Consider the following 25,010-nt stretch of genomic DNA (forward strand, 5'->3'; position numbering starts at 1 on the left):
TGTGAATTTGGGAATATTTATTACCTTTGTCCCCGCTGCGGTAAATCGCGGTCGAGCCGGGTCGCTTGGATGCGGCTGTGTCGACATCGATGCAAGAGGCTCCACACGAGAGGTTTACCTCTATTTTCGAAACAAAAAAGATGCTATGCCTGCACCGAAAAAAATCTTAGCCATCATAAATCCCATTTCGGGAACCAAAGATAAAGAGGAACTGCCTGCCTTGATCGACGAGGTGATAGACCCGTCGAAATACAGCGTGGAGTGCCGCTTCACCCAATATGCCGGCCATGCGGCCGAGATGACCCGCCAGGCTGTTGCCGACGGGGTAGATGTGGTGCTCTCGGTCGGGGGCGACGGTACCTGCAACGAGATTGCCCGCGAATTGATAAACACCTCCACGGCGCTGGCCATCGTGCCGGTGGGCTCGGGCAACGGGTTGGCCCGCCACCTGGGTATCTCGATGGATGCCCGCAAGGCGCTCGAGATTGTCAACGATGGGGTAATCGCCGACCTCGACTACTGCACGGCCAACGGCCGCCCCTTCTTCTGTACTTGCGGGGTGGGGTTCGACGCGCTGGTGAGCCTCAAGTTTGCGCAGGGAAAACGTCGCGGCAAGCTGGCCTATGTGGCCAAGGCGCTCACCGAGTACCTCAAGTACAAGTCGGAGACCTATCAGATTGAGATGCCCGACGGTACTGTCACCGAGAAGGCCTTCCTCATTGCCTGCGGCAACGCCTCGCAATATGGCAACAACGCCTATATCGCCCCCCATGCCAGCATGCAGGACGGCAAAATAGACGTCACGGTGCTCATGCCCTTTACCCCCTTCGACACGGCGGGGTTGGCCCTGTTGCTCTTCACCAAGCATATCGATCAGGATGCCAACATCAAGAGCTTTACCACCGAGTCGCTCGTCATCAAGCGCGAGAAACCGGGGGCCATGCACCTCGATGGTGAGCCTGTCGAGATGGGTACCCGCATCGACATCCGCTGCTTCAAAGGCGGCCTGCGCGCCCTCATTCCGGCCGAGGATCCCAAGCGCTCCATCATCGAGCCCTTCGCCTCGGTATTCTGGGAGTTTATCGAGACCGTGCGTCAGGAGTTGAATATCTGATAGTTAGTTGTTATTCCATGAAGATGTGATTGTCGAGCGGCCGCAGACCGTGTTAGCCACCCTGCCTACGGTCGGCCAGTTCGATGACTTCGAGGTCTTTGATTTCGGCCCCGTCGATGACGAAGCGCACGAGGGTGCGTTTCTTGTGGAATCCGTACAGACCGGCGGCTCCGGGGTTGATGTGGAGGCATTTCAAGGTTTTGTCGTAGAGTACCTTCAGGATGTGCGAGTGGCCCGAGATGAAGAGTTTGGGCGGATGAATGTAAATCTGGGGTATCACCTCGCGGGCATATTTGCCGGGGTATCCGCCGATGTGGGTCATCCACACGTCCACCCCCTCGATGGTAAACCGCTGGTGTTGCGGGTAGCGCAGGCGCAATTCGTGACCGTCGATGTTGCCATAGACGGCCCGGAAGGGCTTCAGCGCCTCGAAGCGGTCGGCCAGCTCGACCGAGCCGATGTCGCCCGCGTGCCAAATCTCGTCGCACTCGGCAAAATATTTCGCGTAACGGTCGTCCCACCAGGCGTGGGTATCGGATAACAGACCAATCTTTACCATGACTTCTTTTCTCAATTTAAGGGTAAAAGTACGGCAATAATTTGTAAAGTCGAAAAAAAACAGCTACATTTGTCCCCACAGAAACAGATGCGGTAGTAGCTCAGTTGGTAGAGCATCAGCTTCCCAAGCTGAGGGTCGCGAGTTCGAGCCTCGTTTGCCGCTCTTTGAGAAGCCGGTTTGCATGCAGCAAGCCGGCTTTTTTTATATATTCATTCCGCCTGTCAATTCATAATTTTATGAATTGAGACGAGATATTGCCAATCTGGGAATTCATTTTTATATTTGTTGTGATTTTTCTTACGTTTAGTTAATATAATTAACAGTATAGTCACAATCTAAATATGACGTTGAACGGAGTTTCGCAGACTTCTGTCCTCAATTATATGATACGGGACAATAAGTTGTATCTCTCGCAAGGCGACGAGACTGTCGTGTATGTAAGGCGATAAACTTTGATCCGGAATATAGCAGCAGGGGATAGAATCGACGTTCTATCCCCTGCGTGCATATATTGGAAACACCGTGGTTATTCCTGACTTACCTTTTTCATCTTCACCTCGTAGAGGTCGCTGCGGCGGTCCTTGAGGTTGCGCACGCTGCCGTAGGTGTGGAGCTCGTTGAGCAGGTCGAGGTCGACGTCGGAGATGAGAATCATCTCGGTGTTGGGGGTAGCCTCGGCGCGGCGTCCATCGGTGGGGAAGGCGAAGTCGCAGGGGGTGAAGACTCCCGACTGGGCATACTGGATGTCCATGTTGTGCACCTTGGGCAAGTTGCCTACACTACCGGCAATGACCACGAAGCACTCGTTTTCGATGGCCCGGGCCTGAGCGCAGACGCGCACGCGCGAGTAGGCATTCTGCGTGTCGGTGAGGAAGGGGACGAAGAGTATCTGCATGCCCTCGCCGGCCATGATGCGCGACAGTTCGGGGAACTCGACATCGTAGCAGATGAGCACGCCTATCTTGGCGCAGTCGGTCTCGAAGGTGCGGATGGCTTTGCCGCCGTTCAAGCCCCAGCACTTCATCTCGTCGGGGGTGACGTGCAGTTTCTCGTACATCTCGTAGGTACCGTCGCGACGACACAGGTAGCCGATGTTGTAGAGCAGTCCGTCCTCTTTGATGAGGGGCATGCTGCCGGTGATGATGTTGATGTTGTAGCGGATGGCCAGGTTGATGAACCGCTCGCGTATCTCATCGGTGTATTGGGCCAGACCACGGATGGCTTCCGATTCGCTCTCGTCGTTGAAGCGGGCCATGAGGGGGGCGTTGAAGTACTCGGGGAAGAGAACGAAGTCGCTTTGGTAGCTGCTCACCGAATCGACGAAGAACTCGACCTGTTCGAAGAGGTCGTCGAGCGTCTTGTAGCTGCGCATCTGCCACTGCACGAGTCCCACCCGCACGGTCGTCTTGGGCGAGATATACTCTTCGGTAGGCTCCTGGTAGTAGATGTTGTCCCACTGGAGCAGGCAGGCGAAATGTTTCGACTCCTCGTCGTTGGGCAGGTAGTTGCGCATCACCTTGCGCACGTGGAAGTCGTTGGAGAGCTGGAAGAGCAGTACCGGGTCGAATATTTCGCGCTTGCGCACCTTGTCGATATACTCTTTGGGGCGCATGTGGTCGGCATACTTGTGGTAGTTGGGCAGCCGGCCGCCGAACATGATGGCCTTGAGGTTGAGTTTCTCGCACAGCTCCTTGCGGTATTCATACATACGGCGGGCGAGCCGCAGGCCGCGGTAGTCGGGGTGCACGAATACCTCGATGCCGTAGAGGATGTTACCCTTGCGGGTGTGGGTGTTGAAGGTCTCGTTGCCGGTCACCTGAGCATAGGTGTGGTCGTTTTTCACATCGTTGTAGTTGACGATGATCGAGAGGGCGCATCCCACGATTTTGCCATCGACCACGGTCACGATCTGCCCTTCGGGGAAGATGCGGATGAGTTTGTCTATCTGTTCGGGGGTCCAGAACACGTCGCTGCCGTCGGCATAGACCCGGGTGAACGAGCTGGCCAACTGGTCGTAGTCTTCGCGTTGCAGATTACGAATCTCTACTTTATTGATCTCTTTGGGTTTCATAGCTTCGTTATTTGTTTCGCGGTGCAAAATTACCGCTTTTTTGCGGGCATTGGTTGCTTGTGGCCCTATTTTCTTGGATTATGAGTAAATTTGTTGTGCCTCGGGCGGGGGGGCTGATGCCCTGTCGAGAAATTTTTTTGAAAAAAATCGGGGGTGTCTGCAACCTGCCGGGGGGTGACTTGCGTCTAATGGTTGAATTTCCGGAAAGAGAGATGAACAAAAAAATGATACATAAATTAAAAACAGATAGCAAGATGAAACGATTTGTAATGACAGCGCTCCTTTCACTCGTGTTGTGGACGGGCGCAACTGTAATGGCACAGACCGGGAATGTGAACCCGACTTCAAAACCGACAGCAGCCGTGGCTGCGGCGACGACCGAAAGCGATACTCTTGGCGACATGAACGAGACCGAAGCCTACAAGGTGCGTATGGCCGAGATTGAGCTGGAAAAACAACGGTCTTTGATGCATTATGAGGCCGATGCCGAGGATATTCTCGATGCGATTGTCCCAGTGTTGGGCATAACCGTTCCCTTCCTGTTTGCCTTCCTGGTTATCTTCTTCTTTATCTACTACCGCAACAAGAAGCAGAAGGCCCACTATCAGGTTATCGAGAAGGCCATCGAGGCCGGGCGTGAGTTGCCCGACGGATTTTTCGAGTCGCCCCGGTCGCGACAGGCTCGCCCCGACAAGCTGGTGACCCTCAACCAGGGCTTGGTATTCCTGGGTATCGGTTTGGGCTTTGCCATCTGGAGCATTGTGTTGTGGAGTATCAACGGTACCGAAGAGTTTGGCGATGGCGTGGGAATCTTCCTGTTGGGTCTGGCCGCTATCTTTATTCTGGTGGGTGCGGGCAAACTGATACTCTATCGGGTATCGTCGCGCCCCGATAACGATCACACCGATAATCAACCCGAATAACCGGCCTCGACACGATGGAGAAGACCGAGGATATGATGTGGGTGGCACGTTGCGCCCTGCTGGACGACCGCAAGGCTTTTGCCTCGCTGGTCGATAAATACCAGGGGCGGGTGAAGCGCTTCTTTCTGAGCCTCACCGGTGGCGACGAATCGCTCAGCGATGACCTGGCGCAGGAGACCTTCATTAAGGTCTACTACCACCTGCGCAGCTACAAGGGTCTCTCCTCGTTCTCGACCTGGCTCTTCAGGGTGGCCTACAACCTCTACTACGACGAGTTGCGCAAGCGGGGCGACCGCTACTTCGAGCCTTTGGACGAGGCGGCGACGATACCCCAGTCGCCCGAGCCGGTAGACCGCCGGCTCGACATGACCCAGGCTCTGTCGATACTGCGTCCCGAGGAACGTACGGTCGTTACCCTCTACTTCGTCGAGGATATGGCCATCGCCCGTATTGCCGCGGTGACGGGTATGCCCGAGGGGACCGTCAAGTCGTACCTCTCGCGCGCCAAACAAAAATTAGGAGAATATTTAAAGAAAAACGGATATGAAAGAGTGGAATGACGACCAGTGGCGGGAGCTTTTCGACCGACACACTCCCCAACCCCGGCGCGACCGGTGGTTTACCCGCCGGGTGATGAACCGACTGCCGCGCAAGCGGTGGAGCCTCGAGACGAAAATTTCGCTGGTGGTTCTGGTACTGATATTGCTCATCTGCACGGCCTTGTGTGTAGCTTTTGCCCGCGAGCTGACAGCGAACCCCTGCTGGAACTGTGCCGGTACCTGGGTGATGTATGGAGCCTTGACCGTGGCCTGTATCCTGTTGGGCGCACAGGCGAACTCTTTCTTCCGGTCGATTTACGACGCTTCCTGAAACTGAAATAAATTTAAGTAAACATGCCAAGGAGCAGACGTCCCGTTGCTGGGGTGCCTGCTCCTTGTGTGGTTTATGGCGAGCATCGTTCAACCCTGCGGCTTGCCGGCGATGGGCGAGTGGCGGGCGATGAACTCGGCAAACGACTCCTTGTAGGTGTCGGAGATGGGGATATACTCCTTGCCGAAGACGATGCGGTTGCGGTCGATCATCTTGATTTTACACCCCTGCACGATGAACGAGCGGTGCACCCGGATGAACTGCCCCTCGGGCAGCATCTCTTCGAGCGACTTGAGGCTCAGCAGCGAGAGGATGGGGTGCGGCTCGCCCTCGAGATAAATCTTTACATAGTCCTTCAGGCCCTCGATGTATAGAATCTTGTCGAGGGGTATCTGCTTGAGCTTGTAGTCGCTCTTGACAAAGATATAGGGGCTTTGTGCCGGTGTGGGTGCAGGGGTGCCGGCGGTACTGTTCCCCTCGGACAACTCGAACCATTGCAGTGTCTTTTGTGCCGCCTTGAGGAAATCGGCATAGGCGATGGGCTTGAGCAGGTAGTCGATGGCGTTGACCTTGTAGCTGTCTACGGCATACTGTCCGAAGGCGGTGGTAAAGACAATGCGGCTGCGCCCCTCGATCATGCGCGAGAACTCCATGCCGTCGAGCTCGGGCATCTGTATGTCGAGGAAGATGAGGTCGATGTCGCCCCGCGAAACCCGTTCGACCGCCTGCACGGCCGAGTTGAACGAAGCTTCCAGTTGCAGGAAGGGGGTACGCTTGACATAACTCTCCAGCAGTTCGATGGCCAGGGGTTCGTCGTCGATAATGCAGCATTTCAGGATCATAGTCTCCACGTATTTGGGTTAGTTCAAGTCGATGGTGAGCGACGAGCGGTAGACCCGTGCATCGCTCTCGGCATGCAGCGTGTACTTGCCGGGATAGAGCAGTTCGAGCTGTCGCGAGAGGTTTTTGAGCCCGATGCCCGAGCCGCTTTTGTCGTTCTCGTCTTTGGGGAAGCAGCTGTTCTCGATGCGGCACTCGATGACACCGGGCGAGGGTTCGCTCATGACGATGGTCACAAACGAGGGTTCGGTGGCGCTGGTGCCGTGCTTGAAGGCATTCTCGATGAGGGTGATGAAGAGCAGCGGAGCAATCTGGTATCCCCGGCACAACCCTTGGGGCATATCGACCTCGACCTTCACGTGGCGGGCGAGCCGAAGCCGCATCAGTTCGATGTAGTTGTGGTTAAACTCCAGCTCTTTCTCCATGGGAACATAGGCCTGAGCATTTTCATAGAGTACATAGCGCAGCATCTTGCTCAACTCGAGCACGGCACTCTGCGCCCGGTCGGGGCTGATGGCGATGAGCGAGTAGATGTTGTTGAGGGTATTGAAGAGGAAGTGCGGGTTGAGCTGGTTCTTCAGGTTCTTCAACTCGGCCTCGGTGCGCTCCTGCTCCAGTTGCTTGCGCTCCTTCTCGGTGACAATCCACTTCTGCGTTATCTTGATGGCTACGCTCAATCCCACCATCAGAGCCAGGGTGATGGAATCCTGCCACTGCATGAGCCCCGGCCGTGGAGGACGAGGACCGCCCGGCCGCCTGAACAGGAACTCGTCGGGGATAATCATGCGGTGTACCAGATAGATGGCCACATTGGCTACCACGATGAGCAGCACGTTGTAGAGGATAAACTGTACCGGCTTTTTACGGAACAGCACCCGGTCGATGAGCCACAGATAGTTGATGTAGAAGATGACCGCGATGCAGATGGGCTGGATATAGAACTTCATGAGGCTGAAGTTGCGTATGCGCCCCATACTCTCGAACCGCTCGATGAAGAGGAGCGGGAAGAGAAAGACAATCGTCCATGCAATGGCATGGATGAAGAGGGGATTCCATCGGAGGCGTATATGTTGCCGGTTGGGTGTCATGGTACAAAGATAAAGATTTTGAGTATAAGAATGTCGATTATTCATAACGAATAGCTTCAATGGGGTCGAGGTTGGCGGCTTTGCGGGCCGGGTACCAGCCGAAGAATATGCCGGTAATCGTGCAGACGAAGAACGAGAGTATCACCGAATAGGCCTGTATGTAAACCGGCCAGTTGAATACGAGGTTGACCACCATCGATGCTCCCACACCCAGCAGCACCCCGATGATACCACCCGTTACGCTGATGAGCACCGCCTCGATGAGAAACTGGGCCAGAATGTCGATACCTCGGGCTCCGATCGACATGCGCAGCCCGATTTCGCGGGTGCGCTCCGTTACCGATACATACATGATGTTCATGATGCCGATACCGCCCACCAGCAGCGAGATACCGGCGATACAGGCGAGCAGGATGGTCATCATGTCGGTAGTCGAGCTCATCATCGAACTCATCTCCTCTTGCGACCGTATTTCGAAGTCGTCGTCTTCGCCCTCCTTGATTTTGTGATTCTTGCGCAGAATCTGGGTAATCTCGTTGATAGCCTGCGGGGTGAGTTCCTCGGTCAGGGCCGAGCAGAAGATGCCTTGCAGGTAGGTGATGGCCAGTACCCGCTTCTGCACCGTGGTGTAGGGGGCCAGCACCATGTCGTCCTGGTCCATGCCCATGCTGTTGTAGCCCTTGGGGGTGAGTGTGCCCACAATCTTGAGCGGTATCTTGTTGAATCGTATCACCTTGCCGATAGGGTTCTCGCCGTTGGGGAAGAGGTTGTCGATGATGGTTTGTCCCACCAGGCAGACTTTGGCCGAGGTGAGCACGTCTTGCGGGGTGAACATGCTGCCCTCGTCGATGGAGAATTTGCGTATCTCGAGGTAGTCTTCGGTCACGCCGTAGATGGTGCTGGGGTAGTTGTTGGCCCCGTAGATGAACTGCCCGCTGCTGCTGACCGAGGGCGAGCAGGCCGACACATATTCGGTGCCGTCGAGAATGTCCTGGTAGTCGTTGAGCTTGAGGGTCTGCATCGACGAGGCATCCTGCCGCACGCCGCCCCGCTCCATGTTGCCGGGGTGAATCATAATCATGTTCGACCCCATTTCGGCAATCTGGGCCCGGATGCTCCGCTTCGAACCTTGCCCGATAGCCAGCATGGTAATCACCGACGCTACGCCGATGATGATGCCCAGCATCGTGAGGAAGCACCGCATCTTGTTATTGTTGAGCGCCTTGAGCGCTATCTTGGTGAGATTGGTCAGATTCATAATCGTTTGTTCCTTAATCGCTTTCTACCGGTAGTTTTTTCAGCATCTCCAGGGCCGAGGCCGGATGGTCGTTGGGGGTGTCGCTGATGATTTTCCCGTCGCGCAGCACGATGTTGCGGCTGCTGTAGGCCGAGAGTTCGGGGTTGTGCGTGACGAAAATGATGGTGCGTCCCCGGTCGTGCAGCTCCTGGAAGAGTACCAGTATCTCGAACGAGGTGCGGGTGTCGAGGTTACCGGTAGCCTCGTCGGCCAGAATGATGACCGGGTCGTTGACCAGCGCCCGGGCAATGGCCACACGTTGCTGCTGTCCGCCCGACATCTGGTTCGACTTGTGGTTTTTCCGTTCGGCCAGTCCCACGGCATCGAGTGCCCGCGAGGCCAGTTCGTGCCGCTCGCGGGCCGAGATGGCCGAGTTGTACATGAGGGGCAGCTCCACGTTTTCGAGGGCGGTCGTCTTGGGCAGCAGGTTGTAAGACTGGAATACGAAACCAATCTTGCGGTTGCGCAGTACCGACCGCTCGTTTTTGCCCATGCTCCGTACCGGGATGCCGTCGAGGTAGTATTCGCCCGAGGTGGGGGTGTCGAGGCAGCCCAGAATGTTGAGCAGGGTCGACTTGCCCGAGCCGCTGGTGCCCATGATGGTCACGAACTCGCCGGCGTTGATGGTGAAACTCACCCCCCGCAGGGCGTGTACCGTCTCGTTACCCACGATAAAGTTGCGCCGTATGTTCTCCAGACGTATGATCTCTTTTGTTGCCATGCTGTCGGTTTCCTTTCTTTATTTCTTCTTTCCCGGCGGTTTGGGCATGAAGGGGCTCTCCTCCTTGTTTCCCGAGAGCTGAGCGGCCGGCAGGCCGCCGTTGCTCTTGCGGTCGATGGCTACGGTTTCGCCTTCGTTCAGCCCCTCGCAAATCTCTACATTCACGCCGTTGTTCATACCCACTTTTACCTGCCGGGGAGTCCAGGTATTGTTCTCTTGTACCCAAATAGTCTTGAGGCTGTCGTTGCCCGGCTTCTGGGGCTGCGGTTGCGACTCGGCTGCCGGAGCTTGTCCCGAAGGCATATCGGGGACGAAGCGGAGTGCCTTGAGTGGAATGTTGATGACGTTGCGCCGCTCGGCGATGTAGATGGTGACGTTGGCCGTGAGGCCCGGTTTCAGTTTCAAATCGGGGTTGTGGGCCGAGATGACCACCTCGTAGGTAACCACGTTGCTCTCTTCGGTAGCCTCGAGACGCACCTGTGTCACGGTGCCCTCGAAGGTGTCGTTGGGGTAGGCGTCGACGCTAAATTCGACCCGTTGTCCCTCTTTCACACCGCCTATATCGGCCTCGTCGACATCGGCAATCACCTGCATCTGGGTGAGGTCGGCGGCAATGGTGAAGAGGGTAGGCGTTTCGAATCCGGCGGCAACGGTCTGTCCCTCCTCGACGGCGCGGCTGATGACTACCCCGTCGATGGGCGAGGTAATGGTAGCGTAGGCCAGGTTACGCTTGGCCTTGGCCAGATTGGCCTCGCTGCTCTCGTAGGCACTCTTGGCCTTGGCATAGTTGTAGGTCGACTCCTCGAACTCGGTGTCGCTGATGAGCTGTTTCTCGTGCAACGCCTTGTTGCGCAGGTAGTTCTTCTCTTGATACTCGTACTCGGCCTTGGCACCGTCGTAGGTGGCCTGTTGCGAGGTGAGTTCGCTTTGCAGGGTCACCTTATCCATCTCGGCGATGAGCTGTCCCTTGGTGACAATCGAGTTGTAGTCGGCATACAGTTTGTCGATGATACCCGATACCTGGGTACCCACCTCGACCTTGGTCACCGGCTCGATGGTACCGGTAGCCGTGACGGCCTCCGATACGTCGCTTCGGGTGGCCGTGGCCGTCTCGACGATGTAGCTTGTGCTGTTCGATTTCCGTCCGAAGATAAACCACAGGATTATAATCACTGCGACTATCGACACGGCGAGAATGATGATTTTTTTTCGTTTCATATCGTGATGATCAGTTTATTATTCGAGATTGTCAAATCAATCGAGCGTAAGCGGCTTGTTTTCGTAGTAGTCGAGCAGCTTGAGGTTGAGCAGCGCCATGAAGCGCGATTGCAGCTCCTCTTGCTGGGCCGAGAGCCAGTTGTTTTTGGCGGTGAGCATCTCGACGGTATTTTTCATGCCCAAGTAGAATTGCTCTTCGGTGAGCTCGAACGATGTCTGTGTGGCATTGAGCTGCTCGCGGGCGGCCAGGTATTGCGACTGGGCCGACGAGGCGTCGAGCCAGGCGCTCTCGATTTGGTTGAGCAGATTTTTCTCCTGATTCTTGAGGTCGAGCTCGCTGATTTTCTGCTGTATACGAGCCCGCTCTACGGCCGACTTGTTGGCCCGGCGGCTGTAGATGGGTATCGACAGGGTGAGCCCGATCGACTCGTTGAGACTCTGTTTCAGTTGAGTACCTATACCGCCGTTGTTGTCGGTGTTGTGTCCGGTGCCTATGCCGGCATTGAGCGAGAGGTTGGGGTAGTAGCCGGCCTTGGCGTTGGCTATGTTGAGTTCGGCTACCTCGAGTTCGAGCTTGCCGCTCTGTATCGAGGGGATAAATCCCAGCGCCGTGGCATAGACCGTGCTCTTGTCGGGCAGCGGCACGAGCACCTTGCTCTCGTCGATGGGCGGCAGAGCCAGGTTCATCTCTACGTCGATGTCGAGTTCGAGCAGTTGCTTGAGGTTGAGCCGCAGTTGGTCGCGGTTGGCTTCGGCCGATACCAGTTGGTACTTGTCGTTGCTGTATTGGGCCTCGAGTTGGGCCAGGTCGCTCTTCGAGATAGAGCCGGCGGCCAGCAGTTCGCGCGACCGCTCGACTTGCCTCAGCGATACCTCGACAGTCTGCTTGCAGATATTCACGGCCTCCTCGGCATAGAGAATTTGCAGATAGTCGGTGAGAATCTCGATTTGCAGGTTGTCGAGGCTCTCTTGAAAGGCATATTGCTGTTGCTGCTCTTGCAGCTGGTTGCTCTTGATGGTATTGCGGCGCTTCCCGTCGAAGAGGGTCCACGAGGCATTGAGTCCGTAGGTGCCGGTGTAGACGTTTTTGCCGGCCTGGCTGCCGTCGGCCAAGGGGTAGTTGCCGTAGTTGTGCGACGTGGAGAAGTCGAACGAGGGGAAAAGCTGGGCTTTGGCCTCCTTGGTATTGACCGAGCTCTCCTCGATCGACAGTCGGTTCTGTTGCAGCGTGATGCTGTGGTCGTGGGCGTAGTCGAAGCAATCCTGTAATGTCCACACTTCGGGCATCGACTCTTCCTGGCTCACCTGAAGTTCCTGAGCATGCAGCGGCGAGTAGCAGAGAAGCGTTAAAATGCCGGTGGATATTATTAAATTTTTCATAACCGATACGTTAAATTCGAACTCAAATTTAACACTTGGCGAGCCATTAAGAAAAATGTAATAGAGAGAGTTCCCTTTTTTGTGGATAAAGCGGTCTCTTTTATCGATAAAACAGGGGTGTATGGTTATGCGTTTTCCCTTATGGAGAGAGGCTGGTGAAAAAACGAGGGGAACCCGTGTGGATTCCCCTCGTGAAGATAGTTTCGAAAAGGTATGCTTCGTTAATAGAAGAGCAGGATGAGCAACTGCGCCGACAGAACTCGCAGGAACATGGTGAGCGGGTAGACGGTCGAGTAGGCTACCGACGGTGCATCGTTACCCGAAACCTTGTTGGCATAAGCCAAGGCGGGGGGATCGGTGCAGGCTCCCGAGAGCAGACCCATGATTGAGCAGTAGTTGATTTTGTAGTGAGCCCGGGCGATAACGGCAATGACGAGCAGGGGAATGACGGTGATGAGGAATCCCCACCATACCCACACGAGGCCGCCCGACATGATGGTATTGACAAACTCGCCGCCGGCCGAGATGCCCACACTGGCCAGGAAGAGGCAGATGCCTACCTCGCGCAGCATGAGGCTGGCGCCTGTCGAGGTGTAGGTAACCAGGTGTACCTTGTGACCGAAGCGGCCCAGCAGAATGGCAACGACCAGAGGACCACCGGCCAGACCCAGTTTCATCGGCACGCTCATGCCCGGTATGGCGATAGGAATACTACCCAGAATGATACCGAGGAAGATACCCACGAAGAGGGTTACCATGTTGGGCTCGTGCAGACGTTTGGTCGAGTTGCCCAACTTTTCGGCCAGACGGTTGATGTCTTCGATACGGCCTACTACGGTGAGGCGGTCGCCGATTTGCAGCTCCAGATTGGGGTTGGCCAACAGGTCTAAACCGGCACGGTTCACGCGGGTAGCGTTCAGGCGGTATCCCATGCGCAGCCGCAAGCTACCGATTTTGCGCCCGTTGATTTCGGGGCGGGTAACCAGAATACGGCGCGAAACCACCGGTGCCTGAATGGCTTCCCAGTTCATCTCGACGGGGCGTCCGATGAAGGCTTCGAGGGCGCTTTCGTCCTGCAGCGAGAGAACCACCAGCAACAGGTCGCCCTCTTGCAGCAGCGTGTCGGAGTTGGGAATCATCACCTCGTCGTTGTGCTTGATACGCGACACCACGAAGTTGCGGTCGATGAGCTTGGCGAGGTCGTCGAGCGTTTTACCTACGATGAGTTTGTTTTCTACCTGGTAGGTAACCACGTGGGGCACGAGTTGGCTCGACTGGTTTTCCTCCTCGATTTGCTTATTTTCCTTGTCGAGCTTCACTTTGAAGATGGCCCGAATCACCAGCATCGAGGCGATGATGCCGATTACACCCAGCGGATAGGCGGCGGCATAGCCCAGGGCAATCTCGGGGACTTCGGTGATAGAACCGTCGAACCGCAGCTGCGACAGGGTTTGTTGTGCGGCACCCAGTCCCGGGGTGTTGGTAACGGCACCCGAGAGAATACCCACCATCATGGGCATGCTCACCTGGTCTTCGTTGAGGAAGTAGATGCCGAGCGCCACAGCAATGTTGAGAACTACAATACCCACGGCCAGCATATTGAGGGTGAGCCCGCCTCGCTTGAACGAGGAGAAGAAACTGGGTCCCACTTGCAGACCGATGGAGTAAATAAAGAGAATTAAACCGAACTCCTGTACGAAGTGGAGTATGTTTTTCTCGGCCGAGAAGCCGAAGTGCCCGGCTATCAGCCCGACGAAGAGAACAAACGTAACTCCCAAAGATACTCCGAAGAACTTCAGTTTGCCCAATGCTACTCCCACCGCAATGACAAAGGCGTATAGGATTACGGTATGGGCTACCGATGCGTCATTAAATAGCAGACTTTGTATCCAATCCATTTTAGATAAACAATACTTTTTACTTTTTGTGCAAAGTTAGCAATATTCTCTATAAACAACTCTTGTCGGTATAGTTTTTCTTGTTGCCGAAAAAGGATATGGCGAAAAAAAAGGTCCTGGACATCGCGCCCTGGACCTTCCATCAAGTCAATACACTTTTTATGCTAAGAGCCTTCCTCGGCTATACTCGCGCACAGCGTTCGGAATATTTAGTTAGATTTGTTTTTCACAACACAGTATTCAATTCAATAGTAAGCAGTTGTTTCCTTTTTTCGTATTCCTACATTATGTATTGCTTTTTGAATATAATAGTGCATTAAGGTCTGTTAAGGAGGTTATATGATAGTTCGATACCCGTTTGGCCGGAGGTACCGGGCGCAGATTCAGCCAAGCCGTTTGGCAGCCGATGCCTTGTGCGGGCAACAGGTCGTTGTTGAGCGAATTGCTCACGCACAGTGTCTCTTCGGGGGCAATGTGCAGGGCATCGACCGAGAGTTTGAAAATGGCTTGGTCGGGCTTGTTGAGGTTGACGGCACTCGATTCGATCACGTCGGTAAAGTAGGGGGTGAGCCCGAAGTCTACCAGCATGGCCGGTAGGTTGCCGTACGACTGTGCTACGATACCCAGTCGATATTGCTTGACCAGTTGTTCGAGAATCAATTCGTTTTGTCTCACGTGCATGATGGCCCGATTGTAGCAGAGGGTAGCCAACTGCTGCGGATACTTGCGGGTGCATACGTTGTCGGATAGCAGTCCTTTGTCGATGAGATATTTGATTTGCAGCGAGAGTTTGATGTAGAGCATCTGATATAGATTGAACCCGGGCTCGATGAGATTACATTCCGAAATCTGGGCTTCGGCATATTCGTGGGCACACAGGTAGTCGCTCTTCGATACCGGAATACCGGTCTCCCGATATTTCCGCCAAATGAGGTCGAACCACTCGCATCCCTCGGTGTCGATTGTACCCGAAAAGTTAAACAGAATGCCCTTTATGTCGTGTGTTTGTTCCATATCCTTTTGTTAGAAAACAGTGCAAAGTTACCTTGTGACAGGCCTCTCCACAAGGTCGTTATGTATATATATTTGTTCTAAAAGTCGTATCTGTGAAAATGTCGGCCGGCCCCGTCTGTTTGCTTGTCGAGGGGCGGCAGTCGGGTATTTGTGCACAAAAAATAGGGCCATGGATTCACGAAGGCTGGGGATGTTGCGACATAAAAATCAAGCGGGCTTGTTTTTCTGCCTTCGACTTTCACTATCTTTGCACGGATAAAAGGAAAAAAGATGAAACAACTGGTTATTTTTGATTTGGATGGGACGTTGTTGAACACGATAGCCGACTTGGCTGCGAGTACCAACTATGCTTTGCGGGGTTGTGGCTACCCCGAACATCGGGTAGAGGAGTATCTCTATTTCGTGGGCAACGGCATCACCAAACTGTTCGAACGTGCCTTGCCCGAAGCGGCTCGCACGGCCGAGAATGTGGCTCACATGCGCACTCTCTTTCTCGAATATTATACCGAACACAATACCGACCACACTCGCCCCTACGACGGTATAGTGCGTCTGCTCGATGAGTTGTCGGGCCAAGGTGTAAAGCTGGCGGTGGCTTCGAACAAATATCAGGCGGGTACCGAGAAGCTGGTTGCCCACTACTTTCCCCGTGTGCCGTTTGTAGCCGTACTGGGACAGCGCGAAGGGGTGCCGACGAAACCGGCTCCCGATATTGTCTACGACATCATGCAGCGTGCCGGGGTGGAGAAGGTCGATACGTTGTATGTAGGCGACTCGGACGTAGACATGTGTACCGCCCGTGCAGCCGGGGTAGAGTCGGCCGGGGTAATCTGGGGATTCCGGGGGCGCGACGAGTTGAGCCGGGCCGGTGCTACCCATCTGGTCGATACGCCCGACGATATTCTGCATCTGTGCGGCATCGGGGTGTGAGCCGTAGAAAAAAAAGTAGCAACCTCGCTTCTCAGCGAAATTGCTACATAACCAAAATATATAGAATAGTTAATCGAAAAAAATAGTCTGTAACATTTACATAGGGCGATTAATTAATTGTGATACAAATGTATGTCCGCAGCTGGGCATATCAAAACCATATCGACAAAAGGCTGAAAAATATCGCCTAACCGCCCCTTTTTCCGTTGGAACATTACCTTGTCGATAACCGAAAATTGTCTCTATTTTTTCGGTACGAAGGGTAATTTGCATCCTTGTTTGTTGAGGTAACCCTCCATGTCGTAGTCGAGAGCGATGCGGTAGTAGTCGAGTATGTGGCCGCACCAGTCGTTTTCGGTGGTAGTGCCGCTGCGGTGGCGGTTATACTCCGATATGGTTTGGTCGTATTGCTCGAGGTCGGCGCTCATGTCGTCGGTGCGATAGTGGTTGTGATGTACCACGAGCGAGAGGGGTTGCTTGGGTTTCAGGTCGGGCGATTCGCGGGGAATACCCAGCGTGAGGGCGCAGATGACAAAGGTGCCCTGAGGCAGTTTCAGAATTTCGGCAATCTTCTCGGGATTGGCGGTGCGGGCATATCCCACGCAGCAGCTGCCCAGACCGGCGGCCTGTGCGGCCACTACGGCATTCTGCATGGCCAGGGCGGCGTCGATGATACCCACCATCACCCCGTCGAGCGTGTTTTCGAAGTGGGGGTTGTCTATTCCCTTCTTTTGGGCCAGCACGTCGATTTTGTGGAAATCGGCGCAGAACATCAGCAGCGTGGCGCAGGTTTTGATCTGCTTTTGGTTGGTGATGGCATAGAGCTCCTCCTTGATGGCCTGGTCGTCGATGGCGATGACCGAGAATTGCTGACCGTTGTAACTGGTGGGGGTGTTGGCAATGGCCCGGTAGATAAAGTCGAGAGTCTCGGCCGGTATCTTGTCGTATTCGTAACGGCGTACCGAAGTACGTTTGAGTAAGGTTTCTTCTACTGTTTTCATATCGAATCGTATTTAATGTGAAACAATCGGGTGGGGTTGTTGGTTCTCAACAGGTTGTATCTCGTGCAGTCCGGTCTTGAAGTAGTCGCGCTCGTAGTCTTGCGGGCGCAGGGTCTCGCCGTTCCACACGACGATGTCGATGTCGAGCGGAATCTCGCCGCTCAGTTTCGACTGGGGGGTGCGGCCGTGGGCTCGCTCCATCTCCTTGAGGGTATCGTAGAGCACCGGGTATTCGGCCGCAGTGCGGATGCAGGCCACGGCGTTGAGGTAGTTGGGGTGTCGGGGATTTCCGTAAGGGGCCGTCTCGTAAATCGACGACGACCGGGCCACGATGCCCATGGCCCGCAACTCGGCAAAGGCCTGTTCCATCTGTTCCCGTTTATCGGGCGAATTGGAAGCCAAACTGATTAAAGCGGTATTCATGATACATCTTTTAATGAGAGTTGTATGCGTTTGCGTTCGCGGTCTATCCCGATGACCCGTACCCGCACGGGCTGGTGCATCGATACCACCTCGGCGGGGTTGGCGATGTAGCGGTCGGCCATCTGCGAGATGTGTACCAGGCCGTTCTCCTTGATGCCGATGTCGACAAAGCAGCCGAACTGCGTAATGTTGGTGACGATGCCGTTGAGCACCATGCCCTCTTGCAGGTCATCGATGCTCTTGACTTTGGCGTCGAACTCCATCATCTCGATATAGCGGCGGGGGTCCCGCCCGGGTTTGTCGAGCTCGGCCATGATGTCGGTGAGGGTGGGCATGCCCACGTCGCCCGCGATGTATCGCTTCAGGTCGAGCTGCTTTTTCAGCTCTTTGTTCTCGATGAGTTCGCCTATGGTGCAGCCCAGGTCGGCGGCCATCTGTTCGACGATGGCGTAGCGCTCGGGGTGAACGGCCGAGTTGTCGAGCGGGTTGGCGGCATGAGGTATGCGCAGGAATCCGGCCGACTGCTCAAAGGCCTTGGCTCCCATGCGGGGCACCCGGAGCAGGTCGCTGCGGCTCATAAAGTCGCCGTTGGCTTGGCGGTACTCCACGATATTCTGGGCCAGCTGAGGGCCCAGTCCCGAGATGTAGGTGAGCAGGTGCTTGCTGGCGGTGTTGACGTTGACGCCTACCGAGTTGACGCAATACTCCACCACACGGTCGAGCGACCGCTTCAGCTTCGTCTGGTCCACGTCGTGCTGGTATTGCCCCACGCCTATCGACTTGGGGTCGATCTTCACCAGTTCGGCCAGGGGGTCGATGAGCCGCCGGCCTATCGACACGGCACCTCGCACCGTCACGTCCTGGTCGGGGAACTCCTCGCGGGCCACCTTCGAAGCCGAGTAGATGGAGGCCCCGCTTTCGCTCACGACAAAGACCTGTATCTTGCGGTCGTAGCGCAGGTTGGTGACAAACTCTTCGGTCTCGCGTCCGGCGGTACCGTTGCCTATGGCGATGGCTTCAATCTTGTAGCTCTCGACCAGTTGGGTGAGTTTGCGGGCCGCCCCTGCGCGGTCCTGCCGGGGCGGGTGGGGATAGATGGTTTCGTTGTGCAGCAGGTTGCCCTGGGCATCGAGGCAGACCACCTTGCAGCCGGTACGGAATCCGGGGTCGATGGCCAATACCCGTTTCTGCCCCAGCGGAGGGGCCAGCAGCAACTGCTTCACGTTCTCGGCAAAGACGGCGATGGCCGCATCGTCGGCCTTCTCTTTGGACGAGGCGGCAAATTCGCTCTCAATCGAGGGTCGCAACAGTCGTTTGTAGCTGTCGGTCACCGCCTCCCCTACGAGGGTAGAGGCTTCGCCTTCGCCCTTGACAAAGAGGCGTTGCAGGCGAGTGAGAGCCTGTTCGTCGTCGGGGGCAATCGATACCCGCAGGATACCCTCCTTTTCGCCGCGGCGCACGGCCAGAATCTTGTGCGAGGCACATCGCCGCAGCGATTCGCTCCAGGCAAAGTAGTCGCGGTATTTATCGCCCTCTGTCTCTTTGCCCTTGACCACTTTGGCCGCGATGACACCGCTCTGCTCGAAGCTGCGGCGCACGGTGTTGCGGGCCCGTTCGTTTTCGGCCACCCATTCGGCCATGATGTCGCAGGCTCCCTTGATGGCGCTTTCGGCGTCGGTCACCTCGGCCGTAATGAATCGCGAGGCGCTGGCCTCGATGCGGTCGTTGCGTTGCGACATGATGATTTTGGCCAGCGGTTCGAGACCGCGTTCGCGGGCAATCTCGGCGCGAGTCCGTCGGCGAGGCTTGTAGGGCAGATATATGTCTTCGAGTTCGGTGGCGTTCCAGCACGAGTCGATGCGCTGGCGCAGCTCGTCGGTGAGTTTGCCCTGCTCGTCGATGGTCGATAGTATCGATTCTTTGCGTTTGGCCAGTTCGCACAGTCGGTCATAATCCTCCTTGATGCGGCCTATCTGCACCTCGTCGAGCGAGCCGGTGGCCTCCTTGCGGTATCGGCTGATGAAGGGGATGGTGGCCCCGCCCTCGAGCAGTTCGATGGTTTTGGCTACCTGGGGTTCGGCGATACCCAGCGACTGGGCCAGGATTTTTGGGAACGTCGTATTCATGGTTCTTTCTTTAGCGTGATGACGGTAATCTCGGGGCGGGCGCCTATGCGCATGGGCAGGAAGACGCACCCCATGCCCTCGTTGACGTAGAGTTTGTGTCGTCCGTCGGGAGCGGTGTAGAGACCGCTCCATTCGGGGTACATGGGTTCGGCCAGCGAGTATTCAAACCCTTTCCACCCCAACTTCAACTGCATGGCGTGGGTATGGCCCGAGAGGGTGAGGTCGATGTTGCTCTGCGGAATCACCTCGTGGCGCCAGTGCAGCGGGTTGTGCGAGAGCAGTATCTTGAAGGTCGAGTCGTTCAGCGCGGGGTAGGCTTCGGCCAGCCGTCCGTATTGGGGGAAGGGGGGCATGCCCCAGTTTTCGACCCCGATGAGGGCGATGCTGTCGTTGCCGCGGTGCAGCCATACCGACCGGTTGTTGAGCATGTGCCACCCCATGCGGCCCTCGTCGGCGATGAGCTGTTGCAGGGTTTTCTCCTGTTCGGCAGGCGAGCTCCAGTGATAGTAGTCGCCATAGTCGTGGTTGCCCAGCACCGAGTAGACTCCGTCGGTAGCCGAGAGCCGCGAGAGCTCAGGCATGTAGCGGGGCAGTTCGCCGCCCTGCCGGTTCACCAGGTCGCCGGTGAAGACGATGAGGTCGGGGTGCAGGCTGTCGATGTCGGCCACCCATCGGGGCAGGTATCGCCCGGCCGAGCCGAGGGTCTCGATGTGGAGGTCGGAGAATTGTACGATGCGGTATCCGTCGAAGGCTTCGGGCAATCGGTCGAACGTAATGGTACGGTAGTTATATACCGGATGCTGGCGGGCATAGAATGCACCGTAGAGCATGCTGCCCATGACGTAGAACGACAGCGCGAGACCCACGAAGTGGCCCCAGCGTCCCCGCCGTTTGTGCCACAGACGGGGCAGGTAATCGAACAGCGAACAGATGGAGTAGAACCATTTGGGCATGTAGACGAGGAAAAAACCATAGAATATCCACATGGCCACATTGATGTCGATTGTCCCCCTGAATTTGAATTGGAAAAGCACGGCCACGAATACGGCTACGAGCACGACGGCCGTGACAGACCACCAGAGTATCTTGACCCATCGCGATCGGTTTCGCAGGTTCCGCCCGTAGATATAGGCGTCGGTCGTGAGGGCCAGGAGCGGCAGCAGAATGAGAAGAAGAGGTAACCGCATAGATTTTGTTTTGAGTTTGAGAAGAAAAACGATGAGCCGTTTTGTACGGAAACCACTCATCGTTTTGTCTTATACGTTTTTTGTCAGGCTTCTTGCCCGGTTGCCACCAGTTTGTTTTTCAGCGGGTTGGCATACATCAGCAGAATGCACCGCTCGAGGAACTCCCGATTCTTTTCGTCGTCCGAGTCGGGTATCTTGGCCAGTTGCGAGTGCAGGTAGTTGGTAAAGGTGAGCGACTCTTTGCGAGTGTAGCGGTCGGCAAACCGGTTGGTGCCGTTGAGCATGTCGTAGGCGACGTAGTTGCCGGGGTAAATCTTGTAGCCCGAGTGGATGCCCTTGTCGATGATTTTGAGTATCCGGGCCAGAATTTCCGATTTTTCCTCGAGATGCGAGAGCTTGTCGAGCTCGTCGTTGATGCAGGGCGATATTTCGAAATGAACGCGGCCTTTGTAGCCGAGCAGCCCGATTTCCATGCTGTGCAGGTCGTCCTCTTGCGACTTCTTGAAGTCGGGGTTGTCGCGTTTGAGCAGGAACTCTTGGGCCTTGAGGTAGTCGCACGGGTCGTATTCGTAAGAGATGGATACGGGCACGAGGTTTATCTCCTTCAGGTTGTCGATGAGGTTGCCGTTGCCGGCCAATCCCAACATCTTGATGAGCGACTCCTGCGTGCGGTCGTCCGAGTCTTTAGACCGGCCTTCGCGTTGGGCAATCCAGACCGACTCCTTCTTCTGGGTGATGGCAAAGTGGATATACCCCGAGAGTTGCCGGGCCGCTTCGAGCATCTGTCGTACCCCCACGTCGCGTTTCACGATAAAGCTTTTGTTGAGCCGCACCAGGTCGGATATCCAGTCGAAGATGAGCAGATTGTTTCCGATGGCGATTTCGCTGGTGTTGAAGCCATGGCGAATGAGCAGCAGGTTGAGCAACGAGGCATCGAGAATGATGTCGCGGTGGTTCGACATGTAGGTATAGTTCTTGGTCTTTTCGAGCAGGTCGAAGTTCTTCTCGGAGAGACTTTTGGTCGTCTTCTTGGTGAGTACTTCGAGAAAGGCGCGCATGACGAGCAGTTGAAAATCTTTCTTGTTGTCGAGCGAGAGCAGTTGCTGGCACAATACGTCGTAGTTGACATCGCGCAGCACGTAGCGCACGGCGTGTTCGAATTTTGGTTCTTTGACCAAGACTTTCATCTTGTCGTGGAATTCGCGGTCGTAAAACGGCCTGATATCGTCAAATTCTTTTGGGCATTCCATAACTCTTGTTTTTAAGGTATAGAACCGTCTTTTATTGATTGGTAGTTCTTTTTCTCTGGGTTTATAATATCTCCTATATATCTCGATTGGCGGTGTAGTTGCGCCATTTGTCAAACAGCTGAGTCATATCCTGAGGAATAGGCGAGTCGAAAAACATCTCTTCTCCTGTGACGGGATGTTTGAAGCCGAGTGTCTTGGCGTGCAGTGCCTGTCGGGGGCAGATGTCGAAACAGTTCTGAACAAACTGTTTGTATTTGGAGAAGGTTGTCCCCTTGAGTATCTGGTCTCCGCCATAGCGCTCGTCGTTGAAAAGCGTGTGGCCTATGTATTTCATGTGTACTCTGATTTGGTGTGTGCGCCCGGTCTCGAGTCGGCATTCGACAATCGAGACATACCCCAGACGCTCCAGGGTTCGGTAATGGGTGACGGCGTGTTTGCCCTGATCGCCGTCGGGGAATACGGTCATTTGCAGCCGGTCCTTGAGGCTGCGGCCTATGTTGCCCTCGATGGTACCCTCGTCTTGTTCCATCAATCCCCACACCAGCGCCACATATTTGCGCTGGGTGGTTTTGTGGAAGAACTGCAGTCCCAGGTTGGTCTTGGCCTCGGGAGTCTTGGCGATGACCAGCAGACCCGAGGTGTCTTTGTCGATGCGGTGTACCAGTCCCAGCCGGGGGTCGTTTACGTCGTAGTTGGGGGTGTTGCGGAAGTAGTAGGCCAGGGCATTTACCAGCGTACCGCTGTAATTGCCATGCCCGGGATGCACCACCAGTCCGGCCGGCTTGTTCACCACCAGCACGGCATCGTCTTCGTAGACGACGTCGAGGGGAATATCCTGAGGTATGATTTCAAATTCGTAGCGGGGGCGGTCCATGACGACCGAAACGACGTCGAGCGGCTTCACCCGGTAGTTCGACTTGACGGGCTTGCCGTTGACCAGTATGCAGCCGGCCTCGGCAGCCTGTTGCACCCGGTTGCGCGACGAGTTTTCGAGGCGGGCCACCAGAAATTTGTCTACCCGCAGCAGGCTCTGTCCCTTGTCGGCAACAAACCGAAAGTGCTCGTAAAGCTCCCGTTCACCCTCTTCGGCAACGATTTTATCGTCGGCTTCTATGTCTTCGTCGCAAAAGTTCATTCTTGTCGCATCGTCTGTTTAGTTAAACCAACTTTCATCGGTCAGCGATTCGGTATCCATGGCTTGTGGAGCCTCTTCGTCGGTGGTCGAGTCGGTGTAGACTTCGGGTACACCGTTACCCACGAGCAGTGTCAATGAGCTGCCGGCGGGTACTTTGTCGCCGGCTTGCAAGGTTTCGCCTTGATATTGTAGCCCCATGACCAAATCGGGGTACTCCGATGGAACCTCCTGGATGCGTACGTCGTTCAGGCCCCGGCTCTCCAGCAGCGAAAGCGCCTGGCGCATCGACATGTCGACCACTTTGGGGCAGGTAATCATGCGCGGGGAGTAGGCGTTTATCGAGATGTAGACGATACGTCCCTCCTTCACTTTGCTGCCGCCGGCCGGAGTCTGCTCTACGACCGTGCCGGGCACGGCTTCGTCGATAAACAGCGAGTCGATGATGTCGTATCTGAAGCCTTCCCGGTCGAGTATGCGCAGGGCATCGGGCAAGGCCATGGCCTTTACGTCGGGCACGAGCACGGCTTTCCCGTGTCGTGTATATAGTTTCAGCCCGTAGAGGGTGATTCCGATTAACAGAAAAAAGACGATAACCATCTGTACTAATGTTTTGATTATCGGGTGCTTTTTGAAAAATTCGATCAATTTTCCCATCATTGCTTAGGCGTATAACTGTTCTAAGGTTTCACAAAGATAGGGAAAATCGTTTGCAATAGGTGTTAACTTAATTATTTTTATGAGAAAAAGATTTTGTGAGCCGGGCTTACTTTCTTTTTGCCGACAGGGTCGCCGCCGTTGCTTATCTACCTGTGGACGCCGCATGAATAGACTATTTTAACATTTATAACTTAAATAATCTGTTACACCTTGGCTGGTTGGCGAGAATGCGTTACTTTTGCAGAAAAATAATAGCTTCTGATAAACTATGAAAAGAAGTAATCTGGTAGTGATTATTATTGCCGTGTTGGCTGTCGCTCTGATAGGGACAGGTATTTTCATCTATATACAGCACAAACAGATGTCCGACTTCAAGGAGCAGGTCGAGATTGACAAGCAGCGTAGCGAACTCGAGAAGGAGTATAGCGACCTGGCTGCCCAATACGACCAGTTCGAGGGGCAAAAGATGATGTTCAACAACGACTCGCTCATCGAGAAACTCGATGCCGAGAAGGTGAAGGTACAGCGCCTGCTCGAAGAGTTGCGCACGGTGAAGAATACCAGTTCGGCCCGTATCGAGGAGCTGAAGAAAGAGCTGGCTACCCTGCGCGGTATCATGCGCCACTATGTGATGCAGATCGACTCGCTCAACGTCGCCAACAAGCAGCTGCGCGAAGAGAATGCCCAGGTGACCCGCCGCTATCGCGAGGTATCGGCTACGGCCGACCAGCTGAAACAGGAGCGTGAGGAACTCACCGAGAAGGTGACGCTGGCCTCGAAGCTCGATGCCGTGGGCGTGGTGGTTACCCCCATCGACTCGCGGGGCAAGGTGGCCAAGCGCATCAAAAAGACCGACAAGATAAAGATTACCTTCTCCATAGCCAAGAACGTGACGGCCGAGGTGGGCGAGAAGTATATCTATGCCCGCATCGTGAAACCCGACGGCGACGTGCTGGTCAAGGACCGGGCCGACGTCTTCCCCTTCGAAGATCGCGAAATCAACTATTCGTGCCGCAAGCTCATCGAGTTTACCGGCGATGAATTGAACGATGTGACCATGTACTGGGCGGTCGAGGAGTTCCTCTATCCGGGTGAGTATCGGGTCGACATCTTTGCCGACAACTACAAGATAGGCACCCGCTCGTTTACCCTGAAAGAGTGAGTCGGGCACCTTCGTGGCCTGCTGTCGACGGGGTGGGGTGAGACTCTTAAAAAAAAGTAAAAATAGAAAACAAACTCATCAAATATTTGTTTAATGCTAAACTCGGCGTATTTTTGCGGGGTAATGCCGAGGGCATTATTTTTTTA

General features: G+C 55.1%; 23 protein-coding genes and 1 tRNA gene. 7 read left to right on the top strand and 17 right to left on the bottom strand.

Annotated features, from left to right (window positions below):
• Positions 1-145: 145 nt before the first annotated feature.
• Entirely contained in the window at positions 146-1,114 is a 969-nt protein-coding gene (locus B5F38_RS06330; protein WP_087408452.1) for a diacylglycerol kinase family protein, read from the top strand.
• Positions 1,115-1,166: 52 nt separating this feature from the next.
• Here B5F38_RS06330 and B5F38_RS06335 read toward each other — a convergent pair whose 3' ends face one another.
• Complete coding sequence (locus B5F38_RS06335) at positions 1,167-1,673, bottom strand: metallophosphoesterase family protein (protein WP_087408453.1); 507 nt, start codon at positions 1,671-1,673, stop codon at positions 1,167-1,169.
• Between the two features lie 89 nt (positions 1,674-1,762).
• Between B5F38_RS06335 and B5F38_RS06340 the strand changes: the two genes are divergently transcribed.
• Positions 1,763-1,835, top strand: a tRNA-Gly gene (locus tag B5F38_RS06340).
• A gap of 364 nt (positions 1,836-2,199) precedes the next feature.
• On the opposite strand, the gene B5F38_RS06345 is transcribed toward B5F38_RS06340, so the two are convergent.
• Positions 2,200-3,744 (bottom strand): bifunctional GNAT family N-acetyltransferase/carbon-nitrogen hydrolase family protein, encoded by a 1,545-nt coding sequence (locus tag B5F38_RS06345; protein WP_087408495.1) that lies wholly within the window; start codon positions 3,742-3,744, stop codon positions 2,200-2,202.
• Between the two features lie 254 nt (positions 3,745-3,998).
• Here B5F38_RS06345 and B5F38_RS06350 point away from each other — a divergent pair, with 254 nt between their 5' ends.
• From B5F38_RS06350 to B5F38_RS06360, 3 genes are read left to right on the top strand one after another with little or no spacing between them, the layout of a single operon-like run.
• A complete protein-coding gene (locus tag B5F38_RS06350) occupies positions 3,999-4,667 on the top strand; it encodes a DUF6249 domain-containing protein (protein WP_143240925.1) in 669 nt (222 codons plus the stop codon).
• Positions 4,668-4,681: 14 nt separating this feature from the next.
• On the top strand, positions 4,682-5,227 hold the full coding sequence (locus tag B5F38_RS06355; protein WP_087408455.1) for a sigma-70 family RNA polymerase sigma factor: 546 nt from the start codon (positions 4,682-4,684) through the stop codon (positions 5,225-5,227).
• Positions 5,211-5,537: a hypothetical protein gene (locus tag B5F38_RS06360; protein WP_087408456.1), complete on the top strand. Its 327-nt coding sequence runs from the start codon at positions 5,211-5,213 to the stop codon at positions 5,535-5,537. Before B5F38_RS06355 ends, B5F38_RS06360 begins: the two co-directional genes overlap by 17 nt.
• 89 nt (positions 5,538-5,626) lie before the next feature.
• On the opposite strand, the gene B5F38_RS06365 is transcribed toward B5F38_RS06360, so the two are convergent.
• The 8 genes from B5F38_RS06365 to B5F38_RS06400 all read right to left on the bottom strand — a co-directional run bounded on the left by B5F38_RS06365 (position 5,627) and on the right by B5F38_RS06400 (position 14,993).
• Positions 5,627-6,379 (bottom strand): LytTR family DNA-binding domain-containing protein, encoded by a 753-nt coding sequence (locus tag B5F38_RS06365; RefSeq protein WP_087408457.1) that lies wholly within the window; start codon positions 6,377-6,379, stop codon positions 5,627-5,629.
• A gap of 18 nt (positions 6,380-6,397) precedes the next feature.
• On the bottom strand, positions 6,398-7,465 hold the full coding sequence (locus tag B5F38_RS06370) for a histidine kinase (RefSeq protein ID WP_087408458.1): 1,068 nt from the start codon (positions 7,463-7,465) through the stop codon (positions 6,398-6,400).
• 37 nt (positions 7,466-7,502) lie between these two features.
• A complete protein-coding gene (locus B5F38_RS06375) occupies positions 7,503-8,723 on the bottom strand; it encodes an ABC transporter permease (RefSeq protein WP_087408459.1) in 1,221 nt (406 codons plus the stop codon).
• A gap of 13 nt (positions 8,724-8,736) precedes the next feature.
• Positions 8,737-9,483 (bottom strand): ABC transporter ATP-binding protein, encoded by a 747-nt coding sequence (locus B5F38_RS06380; protein WP_087408460.1) that lies wholly within the window; start codon positions 9,481-9,483, stop codon positions 8,737-8,739.
• Positions 9,484-9,501: 18 nt separating this feature from the next.
• Positions 9,502-10,701, bottom strand: coding sequence for an efflux RND transporter periplasmic adaptor subunit (locus B5F38_RS06385; protein ID WP_087408461.1), 1,200 nt, complete (start codon positions 10,699-10,701; stop codon positions 9,502-9,504).
• Positions 10,702-10,737: 36 nt separating this feature from the next.
• Positions 10,738-12,081 carry a TolC family protein gene (locus B5F38_RS06390; protein ID WP_087408462.1) on the bottom strand — a complete coding sequence of 448 codons (1,344 nt, stop codon included), beginning with the start codon at positions 12,079-12,081 and terminating at the stop codon, positions 10,738-10,740.
• A 221-nt stretch (positions 12,082-12,302) separates the two neighbouring features.
• On the bottom strand, positions 12,303-13,979 hold the full coding sequence (locus B5F38_RS06395) for a putative transporter (protein ID WP_087408463.1): 1,677 nt from the start codon (positions 13,977-13,979) through the stop codon (positions 12,303-12,305).
• A 285-nt stretch (positions 13,980-14,264) separates the two neighbouring features.
• Positions 14,265-14,993 (bottom strand): HAD family hydrolase, encoded by a 729-nt coding sequence (locus tag B5F38_RS06400; RefSeq protein WP_087408464.1) that lies wholly within the window; start codon positions 14,991-14,993, stop codon positions 14,265-14,267.
• Positions 14,994-15,263: 270 nt separating this feature from the next.
• Between B5F38_RS06400 and B5F38_RS06405 the strand changes: the two genes are divergently transcribed.
• On the top strand, positions 15,264-15,923 hold the full coding sequence (locus B5F38_RS06405; protein WP_087408465.1) for an HAD family hydrolase: 660 nt from the start codon (positions 15,264-15,266) through the stop codon (positions 15,921-15,923).
• Between the two features lie 242 nt (positions 15,924-16,165).
• Here the strand turns inward: B5F38_RS06405 and B5F38_RS06410 are convergent, their stop codons facing one another.
• From B5F38_RS06410 to B5F38_RS06440, 7 genes are all read right to left on the bottom strand, one after another.
• The gene (locus tag B5F38_RS06410; RefSeq protein WP_087408466.1) at positions 16,166-16,924 is read right to left on the bottom strand and encodes a nitroreductase family protein; all 759 of its coding nucleotides are present in this window, start codon (positions 16,922-16,924) and stop codon (positions 16,166-16,168) included.
• A 12-nt stretch (positions 16,925-16,936) separates the two neighbouring features.
• Positions 16,937-17,347 (bottom strand): 2-amino-4-hydroxy-6-hydroxymethyldihydropteridine diphosphokinase, encoded by a 411-nt coding sequence (gene folK, locus B5F38_RS06415; protein ID WP_087408467.1) that lies wholly within the window; start codon positions 17,345-17,347, stop codon positions 16,937-16,939.
• On the bottom strand, positions 17,344-19,473 hold the full coding sequence (locus B5F38_RS06420; RefSeq protein WP_087408468.1) for a Tex family protein: 2,130 nt from the start codon (positions 19,471-19,473) through the stop codon (positions 17,344-17,346). The genes folK and B5F38_RS06420 overlap by 4 nt, the downstream gene beginning before the upstream one ends.
• Positions 19,470-20,660 (bottom strand): metallophosphoesterase, encoded by a 1,191-nt coding sequence (locus tag B5F38_RS06425; protein WP_158096848.1) that lies wholly within the window; start codon positions 20,658-20,660, stop codon positions 19,470-19,472. Before B5F38_RS06425 ends, B5F38_RS06420 begins: the two co-directional genes overlap by 4 nt.
• A gap of 83 nt (positions 20,661-20,743) precedes the next feature.
• Complete coding sequence (locus B5F38_RS06430) at positions 20,744-21,910, bottom strand: acyltransferase (protein WP_087408470.1); 1,167 nt, start codon at positions 21,908-21,910, stop codon at positions 20,744-20,746.
• Between the two features lie 73 nt (positions 21,911-21,983).
• A complete protein-coding gene (locus B5F38_RS06435; RefSeq protein ID WP_087408471.1) occupies positions 21,984-23,045 on the bottom strand; it encodes an RluA family pseudouridine synthase in 1,062 nt (353 codons plus the stop codon).
• A gap of 18 nt (positions 23,046-23,063) precedes the next feature.
• The gene (locus B5F38_RS06440) at positions 23,064-23,642 is read right to left on the bottom strand and encodes a PASTA domain-containing protein (RefSeq protein WP_158096849.1); all 579 of its coding nucleotides are present in this window, start codon (positions 23,640-23,642) and stop codon (positions 23,064-23,066) included.
• A gap of 328 nt (positions 23,643-23,970) precedes the next feature.
• Between B5F38_RS06440 and B5F38_RS06445 the strand changes: the two genes are divergently transcribed.
• Positions 23,971-24,864, top strand: a complete 894-nt coding sequence (locus B5F38_RS06445) for a hypothetical protein (RefSeq protein WP_087408473.1) — start codon at positions 23,971-23,973, stop codon at positions 24,862-24,864.
• Positions 24,865-25,010: the final 146 nt, after the last annotated feature.

Origin of the sequence: Barnesiella sp. An22 (assembly GCF_002159975.1) — a bacterium.
In the GTDB taxonomy this organism is placed as follows: Bacteria; Bacteroidota; Bacteroidia; order Bacteroidales; family Barnesiellaceae; genus Barnesiella; species Barnesiella merdigallinarum.

Bases quoted from the DNA above. Each gene is read 5' to 3' on its own strand.
- B5F38_RS06330 (WP_087408452.1), top strand. From the start codon at position 146: ATGCCTGCACCGAAAAAAATCTTAGCCATCATAAATCCCATTTCGGGA.
- B5F38_RS06335 (WP_087408453.1), bottom strand. From the start codon at position 1,673: ATGGTAAAGATTGGTCTGTTATCCGATACCCACGCCTGGTGGGACGAC.
- B5F38_RS06345 (WP_087408495.1), bottom strand. From the start codon at position 3,744: ATGAAACCCAAAGAGATCAATAAAGTAGAGATTCGTAATCTGCAACGC.
- B5F38_RS06350 (WP_143240925.1), top strand. From the start codon at position 3,999: ATGAAACGATTTGTAATGACAGCGCTCCTTTCACTCGTGTTGTGGACG.
- B5F38_RS06355 (WP_087408455.1), top strand. From the start codon at position 4,682: ATGGAGAAGACCGAGGATATGATGTGGGTGGCACGTTGCGCCCTGCTG.
- B5F38_RS06360 (WP_087408456.1), top strand. From the start codon at position 5,211: ATGAAAGAGTGGAATGACGACCAGTGGCGGGAGCTTTTCGACCGACAC.
- B5F38_RS06365 (WP_087408457.1), bottom strand. From the start codon at position 6,379: ATGATCCTGAAATGCTGCATTATCGACGACGAACCCCTGGCCATCGAA.
- B5F38_RS06370 (WP_087408458.1), bottom strand. From the start codon at position 7,465: ATGACACCCAACCGGCAACATATACGCCTCCGATGGAATCCCCTCTTC.
- B5F38_RS06375 (WP_087408459.1), bottom strand. From the start codon at position 8,723: ATGAATCTGACCAATCTCACCAAGATAGCGCTCAAGGCGCTCAACAAT.
- B5F38_RS06380 (WP_087408460.1), bottom strand. From the start codon at position 9,483: ATGGCAACAAAAGAGATCATACGTCTGGAGAACATACGGCGCAACTTT.
- B5F38_RS06385 (WP_087408461.1), bottom strand. From the start codon at position 10,701: ATGAAACGAAAAAAAATCATCATTCTCGCCGTGTCGATAGTCGCAGTG.
- B5F38_RS06390 (WP_087408462.1), bottom strand. From the start codon at position 12,081: ATGAAAAATTTAATAATATCCACCGGCATTTTAACGCTTCTCTGCTAC.
- B5F38_RS06395 (WP_087408463.1), bottom strand. From the start codon at position 13,979: ATGGATTGGATACAAAGTCTGCTATTTAATGACGCATCGGTAGCCCAT.
- B5F38_RS06400 (WP_087408464.1), bottom strand. From the start codon at position 14,993: ATGGAACAAACACACGACATAAAGGGCATTCTGTTTAACTTTTCGGGT.
- B5F38_RS06405 (WP_087408465.1), top strand. From the start codon at position 15,264: ATGAAACAACTGGTTATTTTTGATTTGGATGGGACGTTGTTGAACACG.
- B5F38_RS06410 (WP_087408466.1), bottom strand. From the start codon at position 16,924: ATGAAAACAGTAGAAGAAACCTTACTCAAACGTACTTCGGTACGCCGT.
- folK (WP_087408467.1), bottom strand. From the start codon at position 17,347: ATGAATACCGCTTTAATCAGTTTGGCTTCCAATTCGCCCGATAAACGG.
- B5F38_RS06420 (WP_087408468.1), bottom strand. From the start codon at position 19,473: ATGAATACGACGTTCCCAAAAATCCTGGCCCAGTCGCTGGGTATCGCC.
- B5F38_RS06425 (WP_158096848.1), bottom strand. From the start codon at position 20,660: ATGCGGTTACCTCTTCTTCTCATTCTGCTGCCGCTCCTGGCCCTCACG.
- B5F38_RS06430 (WP_087408470.1), bottom strand. From the start codon at position 21,910: ATGGAATGCCCAAAAGAATTTGACGATATCAGGCCGTTTTACGACCGC.
- B5F38_RS06435 (WP_087408471.1), bottom strand. From the start codon at position 23,045: ATGAACTTTTGCGACGAAGACATAGAAGCCGACGATAAAATCGTTGCC.
- B5F38_RS06440 (WP_158096849.1), bottom strand. From the start codon at position 23,642: ATGGTTATCGTCTTTTTTCTGTTAATCGGAATCACCCTCTACGGGCTG.
- B5F38_RS06445 (WP_087408473.1), top strand. From the start codon at position 23,971: ATGAAAAGAAGTAATCTGGTAGTGATTATTATTGCCGTGTTGGCTGTC.